Source organism: Micromonospora echinofusca (genome assembly GCF_900091445.1).
GTDB lineage: Bacteria > Actinomycetota > Actinomycetes > Mycobacteriales > Micromonosporaceae > Micromonospora > Micromonospora echinofusca.
On sequence record NZ_LT607733.1, the window covers coordinates 2127222 to 2142535 of the forward strand.

The 15314-nt window shown below is 70.5% G+C and carries 13 protein-coding genes; 3 read left to right on the plus strand and 10 right to left on the minus strand.

Annotation, left to right across the window (positions count from 1 at the left end; genetic code table 11):
* Positions 1-11 precede the first annotated feature (11 nt).
* The 7 genes from asnB to GA0070610_RS09670 all read right to left on the minus strand — a co-directional run bounded on the left by asnB (position 12) and on the right by GA0070610_RS09670 (position 9306).
* Positions 12-1763: an asparagine synthase (glutamine-hydrolyzing) gene (gene asnB / locus GA0070610_RS09645; RefSeq protein WP_088999705.1), complete on the minus strand. Its 1752-nt coding sequence runs from the start codon at positions 1761-1763 to the stop codon at positions 12-14.
* Positions 1764-1765: 2 nt separating this feature from the next.
* The gene (locus GA0070610_RS09650) at positions 1766-2596 is read right to left on the minus strand and encodes a hypothetical protein (RefSeq protein WP_088999706.1); all 831 of its coding nucleotides are present in this window, start codon (positions 2594-2596) and stop codon (positions 1766-1768) included.
* On the minus strand, positions 2593-3432 hold the full coding sequence (locus GA0070610_RS09655) for a DUF692 domain-containing protein (protein ID WP_088999707.1): 840 nt from the start codon (positions 3430-3432) through the stop codon (positions 2593-2595). Before GA0070610_RS09655 ends, GA0070610_RS09650 begins: the two co-directional genes overlap by 4 nt.
* Before the next feature lie 80 nt (positions 3433-3512).
* Positions 3513-3644, minus strand: coding sequence for a hypothetical protein (locus GA0070610_RS31675; protein WP_269458869.1), 132 nt, complete (start codon positions 3642-3644; stop codon positions 3513-3515).
* A gap of 61 nt (positions 3645-3705) precedes the next feature.
* Positions 3706-5778 carry a glycosyltransferase gene (locus GA0070610_RS09660; RefSeq protein ID WP_088999708.1) on the minus strand — a complete coding sequence of 691 codons (2073 nt, stop codon included), beginning with the start codon at positions 5776-5778 and terminating at the stop codon, positions 3706-3708.
* 458 nt (positions 5779-6236) lie between these two features.
* The gene (locus GA0070610_RS09665; RefSeq protein ID WP_231926018.1) at positions 6237-7181 is read right to left on the minus strand and encodes a GNAT family N-acetyltransferase; all 945 of its coding nucleotides are present in this window, start codon (positions 7179-7181) and stop codon (positions 6237-6239) included.
* Between the two features lie 133 nt (positions 7182-7314).
* Positions 7315-9306: an acyl-CoA dehydrogenase family protein gene (locus GA0070610_RS09670; protein WP_089003387.1), complete on the minus strand. Its 1992-nt coding sequence runs from the start codon at positions 9304-9306 to the stop codon at positions 7315-7317.
* A 329-nt stretch (positions 9307-9635) separates the two neighbouring features.
* Between GA0070610_RS09670 and GA0070610_RS09675 the strand changes: the two genes are divergently transcribed.
* From GA0070610_RS09675 to GA0070610_RS09685, 3 genes are all read left to right on the plus strand, one after another.
* The gene (locus GA0070610_RS09675) at positions 9636-9914 is read left to right on the plus strand and encodes a BON domain-containing protein (protein WP_088999710.1); all 279 of its coding nucleotides are present in this window, start codon (positions 9636-9638) and stop codon (positions 9912-9914) included.
* A 111-nt stretch (positions 9915-10025) separates the two neighbouring features.
* Positions 10026-10433 carry a YciI family protein gene (locus tag GA0070610_RS09680; protein ID WP_088999711.1) on the plus strand — a complete coding sequence of 136 codons (408 nt, stop codon included), beginning with the start codon at positions 10026-10028 and terminating at the stop codon, positions 10431-10433.
* A 4-nt stretch (positions 10434-10437) separates the two neighbouring features.
* Positions 10438-11583, plus strand: a complete 1146-nt coding sequence (locus GA0070610_RS09685; RefSeq protein ID WP_088999712.1) for an RNA polymerase sigma factor — start codon at positions 10438-10440, stop codon at positions 11581-11583.
* Between the two features lie 101 nt (positions 11584-11684).
* On the opposite strand, the gene GA0070610_RS09690 is transcribed toward GA0070610_RS09685, so the two are convergent.
* The 3 genes from GA0070610_RS09690 to GA0070610_RS09700 form a co-directional block, all read right to left on the minus strand.
* Positions 11685-11957 carry a GlsB/YeaQ/YmgE family stress response membrane protein gene (locus tag GA0070610_RS09690; RefSeq protein ID WP_088999713.1) on the minus strand — a complete coding sequence of 91 codons (273 nt, stop codon included), beginning with the start codon at positions 11955-11957 and terminating at the stop codon, positions 11685-11687.
* Between the two features lie 289 nt (positions 11958-12246).
* Positions 12247-13968, minus strand: coding sequence for an exo-alpha-sialidase (locus GA0070610_RS09695; protein ID WP_172896493.1), 1722 nt, complete (start codon positions 13966-13968; stop codon positions 12247-12249).
* Between the two features lie 494 nt (positions 13969-14462).
* Complete coding sequence (locus tag GA0070610_RS09700; protein ID WP_088999715.1) at positions 14463-15194, minus strand: FadR/GntR family transcriptional regulator; 732 nt, start codon at positions 15192-15194, stop codon at positions 14463-14465.
* Between the last annotated feature and the right edge of the window lie 120 nt (positions 15195-15314).

Sequence of the window (15314 nt, forward strand, 5' to 3'; positions counted from 1 at the left end):
AGGACTCCTGGTCAGCCGCGTAGGGAGAGGGCCGGGCGGCGGGCCTGCTCCGTCATGAAGTCGAGCATGGTGAACCCGTCGGGCAGCACGCCCCGGTATCGGGTGAAGATCTCCCGGTACAGGTTGAACACCAGCAGGTCGGACTTCTGGTCGAAGTAGGCGCCGTACTCGTCGTCGCGCAGGTAGTCCACCGGCAGCACCTGCTCGCAGAGGCGGATGAACCGCTCCCGGTGCCCGAGTACCGAGGTGGGTGCCCCGATCTTGCGGCGCAGCACGCTGCCCACCAGGTTGACCTCGTCACCCCAGGTGGTGAGGACGGCATGCTTCAACAGGCGCTTGGTGATGCCCAACTCCCAGTCGACCCGGTGCGCAAGCGGCTGGCGGAAGGCGAACTCGACCACCCGGTGGTCGAGGAAGGGCACCCGCATCTCCAGGCTCGCCGCCATCGAGGAGGCGTCGAGGAGCTCCAGGTGGTCCCGGGTGAGCTGTTCCCGCATGTTCTCGGCGAACAGCGTCCGCAGGTACTCGGGGAATGGCTGGTCGGCCGTGAGGGAGTCCAGGAACTCCCGGCCCCGAGCGCTGACGCTGCGTCCCGACGTTTCGAGGACGGCGAGTCGGTCGAGCATCCGACGGGTGCGGAACCGCCGGTCGACGTACTCGCCGTAACCACCGAACACCTCGTCCGCGCCCTCGCCGTTGAGACACACCTTCACATCGCGGCCGATGCGTCGGCAGAGGACGTTGAGTGCGATCCCGCCGAGACCGGCGGGCTGTTCAGCGGCCGTGAGGTAGCGGGGGATGGCGGCGACAAAGTCCTGGAAGCTCAGGATCGACACATGGTGGTCCAGTCCGAACTGCCGGGCCAGCCGTCGGGCCTGCACCACGTCGGGATGGTCCGGACGGTCCCCGATCGTGTACGCGCGGATCGGGCCGTCGTGCAGGTCGCGCATGAGCCGTGCCAGGAGCGTCGAGTCGAGCCCGCCGGAGAGCGTGACGCCGACCTCGACCTCGGCCATCAGGTGCGATTGGACGGTGTTCCGCAGCAGGTCCATGAGTTCGGCGGCGGCCTCGGGTAACGGGACCGGCTCGGGGTCGACGTCCGGCAGCGTGTGGTAGCGGGTGAGCGCGGTGACCAGCCGGCCCTCTGCCACGACCGCGCTGAGCACGTGGCCGGGCGGCAGGCTCACCACCCCGCGCAGCAGGGTGCCCGGGCCGGCGGGATGGCCGAGCACGACGGTGTCGACCAGCGCCTCGCCGTCGATCTCGGGCGTCAGCGAGGAGTTCTGTAGCAGGGCCTTGACCTCGGATCCGAACAGCAGGGCGCCGTCGACCTCGGCGTAGTGCAGCGGTTTGATGCCGAATCGGTCGCGGGCCAGCAGCAACCGTCCACCGTCAACGATCGCGAAGGCGAACATGCCCTGGAGATGATCGACGCAGCGGTCGCCGTACTCCTCGTACAGGTGCACGATGACCTCGGCGTCCGAGTCGGTACGGAAGTCGTGTCCCCGCCGCCGCAACTCGTCCCGGAGCTGTCGATAGTTGTAGATCTCGCAGTTGGCCACCACGTACACCTCGCGGCGGTCGCCGCGGATCGGTTGGGCGCCGTTGTCGATTCCGATGATGCTCAGGCGTCGATGACCGACGCCCACGACGCCCGCGTCGTACCGGCCCTCGTCGTCGGGGCCGCGGTGGCGCAGTACGTCCGTCATCGCCGTCAGAGCCGACCGGTCCTGACTGCCGAAGATTCCGGTGATACCGCACATCCTCAGCACGTCCTTCCGGTCGTCAGCGCGATCGCCCCGAACCGGTGCAGGGCGCGGAGCGCCTCGACGACCGGGCGCGGGTCGGGGTAGGCAGAAGCGATCTCGTCCACGGTGCGGACGCCGTCGCACCGCCGCCACACCGACTCCATCGCGACGTTGAGCCGACAGGTCTGCACGAGGGCCTTCAGCGGCCGCTTGACGAACAGGATCCGTACCGGCTCGGCCAACGGCGACACGTGCTCGGGCACATCACCGGACTGCAACCTTGGCAGAAGGGCGGTCAGGTCGTGTCGGAAATGGTCGACGAGCACATGGGGGCCGGTGATCGGCACGTGGTCGCCGAACGACCCTTGCGGGGTGGTCCGGTGCGCGAACTCGGCGGCACTGGCACAGGACGCGACGCCGAACCCCTGCACCAGCAGGTGTTTCTCGTACCGGAGCAGATCCCACGCGTACGCGGGCTGCAACTCGCCCTCGGCGAACAGCTTCTCCGCGAACTCGCACAGCCGGGTGGTGGCCAGGATGACGGCGCTCTCCGCGACCGGGATCGGGGGATACTCCCGACAGAAGCGGACCAGGTGGCGGTCCAGTTGGGTGTGCAGGACCAGCGCCGACAACGGCGTCGACTTGAGCGCCAGGCCCAGCCGGGCGTGCGCGAGGTTGCCGGCGTGCAGCCGCAGTCGCTTCCGGTCCATCCGCCGCAGGCTGTCCAGCTCCCGTTCGGTGAGGTCGTATCCCGGCGGCCGGTCCGCGCCCTCGGCGAAGAACTCCCGCTGGAAGTACGGATCGGTGAGTAGCCGGCTGAACACCCGCTGCATGTCGAGCAGGCTCATGAGCCGGCTTCCACCCGGTCGGGCAGCAGGTCCCGGGCGCGGTCCAGGTGGTCGAGCAGCTCTGCGAACTCCGGCCAGTCAGAGTCCCACTCGAGCAGGATCGCCTTTACCGGGGCGCGTTGCACCACATGGGCCGCCAGCTGCCAGACATGCTCGTTGACGGGGCTGCTGTGGGTGTCGACGATCATCCCGGCCATCTCGACCCCGCCGGCGATGTGCATCTGCACCGCCCGCTCCAGCGGTATGGAGTCGAGGAACTCGTACGGGTCGAAGCCCAGGTTCACCGAGTTGATCCACACGTTGTTCACGTCGATCAGTAGGCCGGTGTCGGTTTCCTCCAGTACCCGGGTGAGAAACGCGCCCTCGCTGAGGTCGTTGCCGGGGACGGGGAAGTAGTAGGTGACGTTTTCCAGCAGGAAGGGCGGATCCGGGATTCGTGTCTTCAATTGCCGGACATTTCGGCACACGGCGTCGAGGCTCTCTTCGGTGAACCATACCGGAGTGAGTTGCTCAACATCGACCTCGGGCACCTTTGTGAAGCTGAGGTGGTCGCTGAACCAGTAGCCCTTCGTGGCCTCCACGAACTGCGCGAGCCTATCCAGGTAATCGTCGTCGAGAGGCGCGGCCGTGCCTACGGAGAGGCCAACGCCGTGGGGAACCAACGGAAAGGTGTCGCTGAGTTCCAGAAGCCGCAGGAGCTTCTCCGGCGGGGCGTGGAGATACTGGTCGGAAATTACCTCGAGAAAGTCGATTCGGTCCGCGTTGGCGACGATGTCGTGGTGCAGCGCCGTGCGGTACCCCAGGCCGGCGCCGAGCCGTGGTAGAGCCTTGCTCATTGCATCCTCCTGTGGAAAATTGTGAGGAGTGCGGGCTGCGGTGCCGGCCTAGGGCATCAGCGGCTTGGGTCAGAAGGCGGTCAGGCCTCCATACCGCAGCCCGTGCACCCACCGCAGCTCGAGCAACTCGCGCAGCCGGGGGCGTCGGTGTCGGGGACGTTGCTGAGCGAGAGTTCCTCCATCTCGAACACGATGTCCTCCTTGGTTTCCATGTGGTTCACCTCCCTTCGTGGACGAGTGGCCGACCGACGGTGCGGACGCACTGCCGGGGTCTCAGGGGGCGCGGTCCGGGACGGCGTTCTCCAGCACCACCGCGCCCTCGCCGCGCAGGCGCACGAGGGCGCCGACGACGTCGATCTCCGGGGCTGGGGCCAGCGCGGCGACGATGTCGCCCACGGTGCGGGTACCGTCGCAGAGGCCGAGTAGGCGACGGGTGCCGTCGTTGAGGCGCAACTCGCGGTGCTCCAGGTTGGGGTACCGGACGAAACAGACGACGCAGCCTTTGCCCGCCTCGCCGACAGCGGCGCGGACCGGGTCGGACGGCTGGCAGAACAACTCGGTCACGTCGTGGTCGAACGACTCCACCAGGGTCGTGCGGGTGCGGCGCGGCACCATCCGCCGCAGGACCGGCGTCGAGAATCGGGTGCCGGCGTGCACGTCCCGGTCGTACGGGCCGTCCTGACTGGCCCAGAGCCGGCCCCGCTGGTAGCGCAGCACGTCGGCGAGGTAAGCCGGGGGAACGGCGGCAGCCGCCGCGGCCTGGTCCAGATGCCGGTTCAGGTGGTCACAGAACGCCTCGGCGATGGCGAACTCGTCGGCCGGCGGTGTGGCGTCCCGCGTCGCCGCGAACCCGGCGACGACGTCGGACCAGGCTGCGCCGAACAACGCGGCCAACTTCGGTGTCAGCTCGGCCAGCAGGTCGGGCAGGTGTGGGGGTGCGGGCATCCCCCGGGCCGACGAAGTGATGTCGACCAGCGACTCCCAGGCGTCGGCGAAGACGTCGAAGGTGTCGAACTCGGTGCCGAGCAGACCTCCCGCCGCGCCGATGCGGGCGGCCTCGTCGGGGTCGCGGACGACCAGTTCGAGTTGCGCAGCCAGCTTCTCGTGCTCCTTGGGGTCAGCGACGGTCAGGACGTTCTCCTGGTCGATCAGGCGGTGGGCGTACGACTGCTTCTCGAGGATCTCCCCGGACAGCACCAGGCAGGTGCCGCAGGAAAGCACCTCCCGCGGTACGACCGGACCATGTATGCCGATCGGAAAGTCCCGCTCCAGGAAGCACACGGCCGTGCAGGTACGGATGAACCGGGCCACCCGCCACGGCGGGACGAACCCGAGGATGGTGCTCCGGTCGGCCAGGCCGGCAACGCGGATCTCCGAGCGCATCCGGTCGAGCTGGGATTCACCACTGAGGAATAGCGCGTTGAAGCGAAGTCCTCGGCCGGCGAGGATGGCCATGGCCGCGATCAGGTCGAACGTGCCCTTCCGGTCGCCGGGCTTGCCGTACATGCCGATGGTCGGTAGCGCCGGGTCGAGCTGGACGCCGGAGCCGTCGATGGACGCGGCGGCGATCTCGGCGGGGCTCATCGGCTCGGCTTCGGGTGAGAACGCCGATCGTGGCAGCGGGTAGGGCGGACCGGCCCGCAGCGCGTTGCGCTCGACACCCATGCCGAGGAACCGGCGTACCAGGGAGGGTTTGGTCGCGACGGCGGCGGCCGAGCGCAGGATCTCCTTGTAGACCGCCGCCAGCTCGGGCAGGCGCATGAGCCGGTCGAGGTCGCTACCGGCATGCTCGACCAGCATCGGCGTGCCGGTGAACGTCGACGCGAGGTGCCCGGCCACCACGTACGGCTCGAAGTAGTAGGCGACGATCAGTTCGCAGTCGTGTTCGCGAATCGTCGCGGTGGCCAGGCCGGTGAGCTTCGAGACGAATGGGTTGCTCAACGGGATGTGTGTCATCCGGCGCGGCGTCATAGGCTCCGGGTTCAGCACCCTGACCGCGCCGCCCGAATCGGGGAATTGCGGTTCGTAGTGCTCCGCGTCCCCGTCCTCGAGACGCTGCCGGAAACGCGCCTCGACCTCGTTCGCGTTCGTTACCACGAATACTTGGTGACCGCGGGACGCCAAAGCTCTCGCGGCCCAGTAGTTCTGGGCACTGACGCCGCCCTCGATCGGAGGATACTTGCCGATAAAACATATCCTCAAGGATCCGCTCCTCTGGGTGAGGGGAGTTGCGAAGCGAGCGTAGGGGGAGCTCGAGTTTTCCGTCAACGGATCCGAGGGTCCGGGGCAGGGCTGAAGGCGCGTCAAATTGCGGGTAGACCCCGGAGGGTTGTCACGCTCGGTCATGTCCGGCCGAATGGATCAACAGTCTGAGTGCCGGGACAGGAAAAGCTCCGGAAACCCCCGGTCAACCGGAATCGCACAACCTGTCGGGCATTCGCGTCCAGGCCGCCGGCCAGGGTTGTCTGTCCGACATGCGTGACATCGGCCAGTGACGTCCGGGCCACGGATCGTTACGGTTGTGGCGGGAGAATGCAAAGCATTGGTAAGCCGCTGGCCAAACAGGTCATCGGGAACAGGAGGAGCCATTCCCTGCTAGCCCGAGCCCACTTCTAGCCTGTTCGGCGCTAGTTGCGCACTGCGGGATACCGGACAAGACGCCCGCCGGATCGTGCGCCCGGAGGGCTTCCCGCGGGTGCACGCCGATCGGACGGACCGCCGGGAGGCCCCGCCAGGACGCCGCCACCACGTCGGTCTCCCGTCGATCCCGCCAGGGCGGCGTGCGTTCGGTGCCGACGAGAGGGTCAGGTGGCGACGGTACGGTGCAGCCGGAGGAAGGACTCCGTGAACCCGAGTGCCGGCCAGGTGCGCGACGCGAGCAGGTTCGTCACCCGCCAGTCGGTCACCACGCTGTCGAATCCACTGTCGACGGCCCAGTCGATGACGGCCTCGCCGAGTGCCCGGCCCGCGCCCCTGCCCCGGGCGTGGGGGAAGACGGCAGCGAAGCCGAGGAACCCGGCGTTGTCCGGGCGGGCCAGACCCAGATGCGTACCCGACTTCTCCAGAGCGCATCCGATGGCCGAACCGACCACGCGGCCTTCCGACTCGGCCACGAACGTGGCGAGTCCGGCGTCGGCGATGCCCTCCTCCCACTCGGCCAGGTTCTCCTCGACGGTGGACAGCACGCCGGGGGAGAACGTCGGGGACGATCCGTGCTGCCGGGGGAGTTCGAGGTCGAGTTCGGCGAGTGCCGGGATGTCCGCACGAACAGCCAGACGCACCGTCAGTCCCGCGACCTCGGCGGTCCGCGTCCTGACCGCAGGCATGACGGCGTGCGCCTGCTGCTGCCCGAAACCGAGTCGGAACCAGGCCCGGACGAGGTCGGCGTCGTGCGCCGGCACCAGCACGTAGTGGGCCGTCCGGCCTTCTGCGACCCATCGGGTCGCCGCCGCGGCGTACAGGTCCCGTATCACCTCTGCGTCGGTCACCGCCTGCCCCGCCGCTTCCACCCAGACGTTCGGCCCCCACACCGGGGACGATTTCGGGGCTCCGAGGACGAAGCCGACCGGAACGGCGTCGCGCAGTGCCACCGCGCCCGACGCGCCGGTCGTCTCGAACGTGGCGGTCAGCTCGCGCAGCGCGGCGTCGACCGCACAGAACCGCGCGGACAGCAGCGGTTCGGCCATCCGGTGCCGGCGGTGCCGTTCGGCCAGCAGCGCGCCGCAGGCGGCCAGATCAGCGGACTCCATCGGCCGTACTCTGACTCGGGACATGTCCCGTGACGGTAGCCACCGGCCCGTCCGTCGGCATCGGATTTTCGGGACGGGCAGCGGCAGGCAGCACGTCACGAGCCACGCCCCGGTGCCCTGTGTCGGATCCCGCCTACGCCGGTACCGCCTGCGGATCCTCGGCGGCGTCGTGCGCGGCCATGGTCTCCTGCCGCAGGGGTTCCTCGCGCAGGATGGCGCAGTGCAGCCACGCGTCCGGGATGCCGAAACCGTCCACGAGGGTCCGCATGTGCGGGCGCAGCTCCTTGAGCAGATCGTTCACCACGCCGGTGATCGCCTTGGAACGGGCCGGCGTGAGACGGCCGTGCTCCAGGAACCATCCCTTGTCGGCCTCGATGACGCTGAGCGCGTACAGGTCGCAGACCCGGGAGAGCAGCGCCCGGACGGACGGGTCGGTGGCGTCCTCGATGCCGGCGACGAACGCCTCCAGGGTGACCCGGTCGACGTGCGCGGCGGCGACGGCGAGGACGTGGTCCTGGACGTCGTTGAAGATGTCGAACGGGCGGTCCTGCTTCGTGGCCGCGCCGTTGCGCAGGCGCCGGACGGCGCCGTCGAGGAGATGCCTCTCGCGGTCCTCGAACATCTTGAGCTGCCAGCCGCGGTCGGTGACGGCGACCTCGTCGTCGCGGCCGGGCACGGCGCTGATCATCCGCTCGATGAGCGAGCGCGCGGCGGTGCGCTCGAGCACCATCTCGCGGACCTGTTCGGCGACGAACGAGGCGCGCCCCCAGCCGTCCAACGAGCCGAACTCGTCCCGGTAGCCGGTGAGCAGCCCCTTGGCCACCAGTTGCAGCAGCACCGTGTTGTCGCCCTCGAAGGTGGTGAAGACGTCGGTGTCGGCCTTGAGGCTGGGTAGCCGGTTCTCGGACAGGTAGCCGGCGCCGCCGCACGCCTCGCGGCACATCTGGATGGTGCGGGTCGCGTGCCAGGTCTGCGCGGCCTTGAGACCGGCGGCCCGGGACTCCAGCTCCCGTTGCCGGTGCTCGTCGACCGGCTCGTCGCCGCCCTGCGCCTCGCTCAGCGCGGCCACCAGCTCGGCCTGGGCGAAGTGCAACGCGTACGTGGTGGCCAGGGCGGGCAGCAGCTTGCGTTGGTGGGCCAGGTAGTCGTTGAGCAGCACCTCCCGCTCCGCGTCGGGCGTGCCGAACTGGCGGCGGATGTCGCCGTAGCGCACCGCGATGGCCAGCGCCGACCTGGTGGCCGCCGACGCGGCCCCGCCCACGCTCACCCGGCCCCGGACCAGCGTGCCGAGCATCGTGAAGAAGCGCCGGGAGTCGTTCTCGATCGGGCTGGAGTACGTCCCGTCCTCCGCGACCTGACCGTAGCGGTCCAGCAGCATGTCCCGGGGCACCCGCACGTGGTCGAAGCTGAGCCGTCCGTTGTCGACGCCGAGCAGGCCGGCCTTGGCGCCGGCGTCACCGATGGTCACGCCGGGCAGCGTCTTGCCCTGCGCGTCGCGGATCGGGACCAGCCACGCGTGTACGCCGTGCCGCCGTCCACCGGTGATCAGTTGCGCGAAGACGACCGCCATCCGCCCGTCCCGGGCCGCGTTGCCGATGTAGTCCTTGCGGGCCGCCTCGTGCGGGGTGTGGAGGTCGAAGGTCTGCGTCTGCGGATCGTACGTGCAGGTGGTGCGCAGTTGCTGGACGTCGGAGCCGTGGCCGGTCTCGGTCATCGCGAAGCAGCCGAAGATCTCGCCCGAGACGATGTCCCGCAGGTAGGCGTCGTGGTGCCGACGGGTGCCGAGGGCCGCGACCGCGCCACCGAACAGGCCCCACTGCACGCCCGCCTTGACCATCAGCGACAGGTCGACCTGCGCCAGCATCTCGCAGGCCACGATCGAGCCGCCGATGTCGCCCCTGCCGCCGTACTCGGTGGGGAAGGCCGACGCGATGCCCAGTTCGACGGGGAGTTCGGAGAGCAGCCGGGTGATCCGCTCACGTGCCTGGTCGCCGGTCTCGCCGTACACCGGGAGGAAGCGCGCGTCGAGGTGGTCCCGGTGCGCGTTGCGGACGTCGGCCCACGGCCCGTCGAGCGTTTCCCGTAGGTGGGCGAGGTCGATGCGGTCGGACGCGTGGTCGGGCATGGTCACCCCTCGAAATGGCGGACATATCGGTAGATCTCTGCCCAATCAACACTACCCGCCACCTGCCGTGGCCCGGCCAGCGAGATCGGTGAGACGGGACACCATCGCCCTGTCGTGCCGCCGGCGCCCCCGCACGGTCGCGCTCGTCGCCGACCGCTCCCGTCGTCCCCGACAAGGCACCTACCCGCACGGTGGCAGGCGCACACGTCCGATCCTTCCCGCCGTGGCTCGTCACCGTCCCGGGCGCGAATCGTCACGAGGCTGTCGTATTGCGGCGGAGTTCGCGGGGTAGGGCTCTCCGGGAGACGCCAAGACGTGAGGAGCGAGTCGTGACGTACCCCTGGTTGTTCCCCGACGGCCTGCCGTCGCAGTTCCGCGCCGAGCCCACCTCGGCGGACGCCCGGTTGGCCTGCCGGCTGCTCGACCGGATGCAGCGCGATCCGCTGCTGCGGCACGAGCGCATCTGCATCGAGGTGCAGAACCGCGTGGCGATCCTGGAAGGAACGGTCGGCGAGCCCGACCTGAAGGCTCGTGCCCACGCCCTCGCGTGGAGCACCCCTGGCGTGCACGACGTGAACAACCGGCTGTGCCCACCCTCCGACGCGTGACCGCTCCGATCTGAGAAGAATCTCCACGGCGATGTCGAGAATCCGGGACCGGCTCCGTCCCTGCCATGAACGCGGCCACAATGGTCGGCGCCAGCACCGAGGAGAGACATCATGGCCAAGTACCTGCTGCTCAAGCACTACCGTGGCGCACCGGCCGCGGTCAACGACGTGCCGATGGACCAGTGGACGCCGGAGGAGATCTCGGCGCACTTGCAGTACATGCAAGACTTCGCCACCCGGCTGGAGGGCACCGGCGAGTTCGTCGACGGGCAGGCCCTCGCCCCCGAGGGGACGTTCGTCCGGTACGACGGTGAGGGGCGCCCGCCGGTCACCGACGGCCCGTTCGCCGAGACCAAGGACCTCATCGCCGGCTGGATGGTGATCGACGTCGACAGCTACGAGCGCGCCGTCGAACTGGCCGGGGAACTGTCGGCGGCCCCGGGGGCGGGCGGGAAGCCGATCCACGAGTGGCTGGAGCTGCGCCCGTTCCTGACCGCGCCGCCCACCATCACCGAGTGACCTGATGGACGAGGCACTGCTCCGGAGCCTCACACCGGCGGTGCTCGGCGTCCTCGTCCGCCGCGGAGCCGACTTCGCGGCGGCCGAGGACGCCGTTCAGGACGCGCTGCTCGACGCGGTCCGGACATGGCCGGCCGACCCGCCGCGCGACGCGAAGGGCTGGCTGGTCGCCGTGGCCTGGCGCCGGTTCCTCGACGCGACCCGCTCCGACGTGGCCCGCCGCCGGCGTGAGGACCTCCTCGACGAGGAGCCGACGCCCGGGCCCGTGCCCGCGGCCGACGACACGCTCCAGCTCTACTTCCTGTGCGCCCACCCGTCGCTGACGCCGTCGTCCGCGGTCGCGCTCACGCTGCGCGCCGTCGGCGGACTGACCACCCGCCAGATCGCCCAGGCGTACCTGGTGCCCGAGGCGACCATGGCGCAGCGCATCAGCCGCGCCAAGCGCACCGTGGCCGGCGTACGGTTCGACCAGCCGGGCGACGTCGCCACCGTGCTGCGCGTGCTCTACCTGGTCTTCAACGAGGGCTACTCCGGCGACGTCGACCTCGCCGCCGAGGCCGTCCGGCTCACCCGGCAACTCGCGGCCGCGATCGACCACCCCGAGGTGGCGGGGCTGCTCGCCCTCATGCTGCTGCACCACGCCCGGCGCCGCGCCCGGACCGCGCCCGACGGCAGCCTGGTGCCGCTCGCCGCGCAGGACCGCGGCCGGTGGGACACCACATCGATCGCCGAGGGCGTCGCCATCCTCCAGGCGGCCCTCGCCCGCGACCGGCTGGGCGAGTTCCAGGCCCAGGCCGCCATCGCCGCGCTGCACGCCGACGCGCCCACCGCCGAGGAGACCGACTGGGTGCAGATCGTCGAGTGGTACGACGAACTCGTGCGCCTGACCGACAGCCCGGTCGTACGGCTCAACCGCGCCGTGGCGGTCGGCGAGGCCGACGGGCCGCGCGCCGGACTGGCGGCGCTCGCGGCGCTGGACGACTCGCTGCCCCGCCACACGGCGGTGGCGGCCTACCTCCACGAGCGCGACGGCGACCTGGCGACGGCGGCCCGGCTGTATGCGGAGGCGGCCCGGAAGGCACCCAACCTCGCCGAACGCGACCACCTGACCCGCCAGGCCGCCCGGCTCAACACCCGCCGGCGCCCCTGACAAGCGGACTGGTGGTGACACCGGGAACGGTCCACCGGTGCCGCGCGGACAGCAGCGCCGGCCCGCCCCCTGGGGGATGGGCCGGCGTACGCGCTGCGCGGTCAGCGAATCCGACGGCGACCGTAGGCGCCCGCGACGACGGCCACACCGATCGCGGCGAAGATGACCTGGATGGCCAGCTCGATCCAGTCGATGCCGGCGGTGTCGTCGACACCGAGGGCGCCGGCGACGAGCGTGCCGAGGATCGCGGCGACAACGCCGATGAGCAGGGTCAGCCAGATCGGGATGTTCTGCTTGCCCGGTACGACCAGCCGACCCAGGGCGCCGATGATCAGACCGATGATGATCGCGGTGAAGAAGCCGGTAACTTCCACGAGAGTCGTCCCTCCAGGGGGTTGTCGTCGGTCCTGATCTTGCCCAGCCCCGTCGGCGTCGAAACCCTCGCCGTGTCGGCCGTCAGGCGCCTCACCAGGGACGGAGGACGCCCCGTACCGGCGGCCGGCAACGCATGATCACGGAGAGTGAGTCCATGCCTGCCTCACCGTAACCCCGAACCGGACCCGGCGGGCGAGAACGCGCGCGACACGCCACACCGCACCGGCCGCCGTCGGCGGGAACCCGGCCGGGTGCCGCGGTGCGTACGGCACCCGGCCGGGTTCCGCGTCAGGCCGCCTTGACCCAGTCGAGGGTGAAGCGGGCGAAGTGGATGCCTCCGGTGTTGCCGACCTCGTACAGGTTGCCGACCTTTCCGTCGGCCAGCACGGCCATGGTCGAGTAGCCCGCCCCGCCCGGCTTGATCAGCGCCCGGGCCGGCCAGCTGGCGCCGTCGTCGGTGGACAGCCGGACGGTGAGGTCGTTGCGCGCGGTGGGGTGGGCGTTGTTGCTGAACAGCGCCGTACGGGTGCGCACCGGCGCCCCGTTCGCGCCCACGTCCGACGGGCGCAGGTAGGACAGCTCGTCGGCGTCGCACAGCGGATCGGTCAGCGCGGCGCTGGCCGTCGCCGGGCCGAACGTCGCGCCGCCGTCGCTGGACGTGGCGTAGAAGCGGCTGCGGGTCGAGTTGTGGCGCATGTTCTGCACGACGGCTCCGGTGCCGCGCTCGATCGCCTTGCTCTCGTTGATGTTCCCGCCGGCCGAGCCGCCCCGCCGCCACGTGACGCCGTGGTCGTCGCTGTAGATGTTGCCGGCGTGGCTGGTGCCGGCCGCGTCCCGGTAGGCGATCGGCTGGATCAGGCGCCCGGTGCTGGTCTGGATGCCGTGGCCGGAGGAGAAGAACACCTGCCGCCACGCCGGGTCCTTGATCGCCGGGTTCAGCTCCACCGGCGCGCTCCAGGTGGCGCCGTCGTCCCGGCTCGTGATGTACCGCAGGTGCATGCTGTTCGGGTCGTCGGCCGTGTTGAGTCCGGAGCTGCCCGACCAGAAGCTGATGCCCGGCCTGGGGGAGTACGTGAAGAAGCAGTAGACGGTGCCGGTGGCGCGGTCGACCAGCAGGCTGGGATCGCCCGCCCCCTCACCGGTGGTGGCGGGGGCGTGGATGACGCGCGGCTGCTCGAAGGTGCGGCCGCCGTCGGTGCTGCGGATCATGGCGATCTGGATGTTGTTGGTGCCGCCGCCGAGGTCGTACGAGCCGTCGACGCGCGCGTCGGCCACGGCGATGACGGTGCCGTTGTTCGTGACGGCCATGCCCGGGATGCGGACCGAGGCGACGGTGCCGTCGTAGCGGCCGCCCGCGCCGTTGAGGTTGCGGATGACGGTCTGCGTGGTCAGCAGCGTCGTCGTGGTCAGCTGCGGGTTCCCGGCGGCCATGTCGCACGCGGTGGTGCCCCGCAGCGTGGTGTCGAAGCCCGGGGCGGTGACCCGCAGGGTGTACGGGGTGCCGCTGCCGACCGTCCAGTAGTGCAGGAAGTTGCCGCCCGCGGCGACCGTGCGGGTCCACGGTGAGCCGGTGCGCCCGGGCCACGTGACGGTGAAGTCGCGGGCGGTGGTGGTGCGGTTCTCCAGGATGAGCTGCAGACGGCCGGCGGTGCAGTCGAAGCCGGTCAGCGCGGACATGCCGGTGCCGCAGTGGAACACGCCGGCGGAGGTGTCGTCCAGACCCGTCGGGGTGGTCGTGCGCAGCGTGTAGGCCGTGCCGGCCGCCAAAGTCCAGTAGAGCTGTGTGCTGCTGCCGGCGGTGACCGTCCGGGTCCACGGGGAGTTGGCGCGCCCGGGCCAGGTGACGGTGAACGTCTGTGTGGTGGTGCTGCGGTTGTCCAGCAGCAGGAGCAGCCGGCTGGTCGTGCAGTCGGCGCTGACCGTCGCGCCCACTCCGGCAGGAGCGGCGTTGGCCGGCGTGGCGGGCAGGAGCGCGGCCAGGCCGAGGAGGGCGGCCACCACGGCTGTCACTCGGCGCGGTATGGCGCGGGCAGGAGGCACGGGGATTCCTTCCGGGGGCGGGTGGGGGAACCGGAGAGCCGAATCAGCCATAAGACGTCGGATGTCCGATGTCCTGACGCTAAGGGGCGCCGCGCCGGCCGTCAAGAGATCGATCGATGGGCAGGCGTCGGCACCGGCGCGGGCCGGGTCCACGTGCCACCGCCCCGGATCTGTCCGGTCGACGGCGGGTCATGGCGGGCCTGGCCGCCGGGCGCAGGCCGGGCGGGTGCGAGAGCCAGCCGGACGGCACGCTCCGCCACGGCGGGCATCCTCGTGCCCGCCGGCGCGCCGGGGTCGTCGGCCGGCGCGGCGACGATGCGGCGTACGCCTCCGGTCGGGTCGCCCGCGAGCGGGTGCCGGCCGCGAACCTGGTGCTGCGGGCGCGGTCGCTCGCATGGGCGTGCGGGGTCAGGCGCTGTCGCGGGCGTGCGGGGTCGGGGGGAAGTGGGCCGCCGTCTGCCGGCTCAGGGCTGGACGGCGCGCGCGATGCTCGCCCGGATGGGCGCGTAGTGCTCGGCGATGGCGGAGCGCAGGCCGGCGGGGTCGCCGGCCGCGACCGCGTCCACGATCGCCCGGTGCCGCTGCGCGGTGATCACCCGGTCCTCCGGCTCGGTGCGCAGCGTGGGGGCCACGATGGCCTGTACCTGCCAGAACGCCTCGGTGAGCTGGAGGATCAGGTCGTTGCCGAGGGGCTCCATCAACTTGAGGTGGAACGCCCGGTCGACCTCGAGGAAGTCCTTGCCCTGGGCGGCCAGGTTCTCCATCTCGTCGGCGAGCGCGGAGAGTTCCGCGCGGTGCTCCTCGTCGAGGACGTCGATGGCCTGGGCCGCCAGCCCCTGCTCGAGGGTCTGTCGGACGTCCACGACCTGCCCCAGCACGTGGTGGTCCTCCTCGCCGCTCAGCAGGCCACGGAAGGCGAGGCTCTCCACGAGGGCGTTGAGGGACATGCGTCCGACGAAGGTGCCGTGGCCGTGCCGTACCTCGACGATGTCGAGGGCGGAGAGGATCTTGACCGCCTCGCGGACGCTGGAACGGCTGGCTCCCACCGCCTCGCACAGCTCGATCTCGGTGGGCAGGAGGTTGCCCGGCTTGAGGCGGTTGCGCAGGATGTACTCCTTGATCCTGGTCGCGACCTCCTGCCGGCGGGGACCCGGGCGCTCCGTGCCGCGTAGCGGAGTCGCGTCAATGGTCGTCATCTGCCCCTTGCCCTTCGTTCATGAATCTGACACGCTCAGCCTATCGGCATCAGACGTCAGACGTCATACCCATAACTTCGAATCCCCCAAGCGCGAGCGGTGACGCGAGCGCATGAAGAG

Coding starts and splice junctions, on each gene's coding strand:
- asnB (WP_088999705.1), bottom strand. CDS start 1,763: ATGTGCGGTATCACCGGAATCTTCGGCAGTCAGGACCGGTCGGCTCTG.
- GA0070610_RS09650 (WP_088999706.1), bottom strand. CDS start 2,596: ATGAGCCTGCTCGACATGCAGCGGGTGTTCAGCCGGCTACTCACCGAT.
- GA0070610_RS09655 (WP_088999707.1), bottom strand. CDS start 3,432: ATGAGCAAGGCTCTACCACGGCTCGGCGCCGGCCTGGGGTACCGCACG.
- GA0070610_RS31675 (WP_269458869.1), bottom strand. CDS start 3,644: ATGGAAACCAAGGAGGACATCGTGTTCGAGATGGAGGAACTCTCGCTC.
- GA0070610_RS09660 (WP_088999708.1), bottom strand. CDS start 5,778: ATGACCGAGCGTGACAACCCTCCGGGGTCTACCCGCAATTTGACGCGC.
- GA0070610_RS09665 (WP_231926018.1), bottom strand. CDS start 7,181: ATGGAGTCCGCTGATCTGGCCGCCTGCGGCGCGCTGCTGGCCGAACGG.
- GA0070610_RS09670 (WP_089003387.1), bottom strand. CDS start 9,306: ATGCCCGACCACGCGTCCGACCGCATCGACCTCGCCCACCTACGGGAA.
- GA0070610_RS09680 (WP_088999711.1), top strand. CDS start 10,026: ATGGCCAAGTACCTGCTGCTCAAGCACTACCGTGGCGCACCGGCCGCG.
- GA0070610_RS09685 (WP_088999712.1), top strand. CDS start 10,438: ATGGACGAGGCACTGCTCCGGAGCCTCACACCGGCGGTGCTCGGCGTC.
- GA0070610_RS09700 (WP_088999715.1), bottom strand. CDS start 15,194: ATGACGACCATTGACGCGACTCCGCTACGCGGCACGGAGCGCCCGGGT.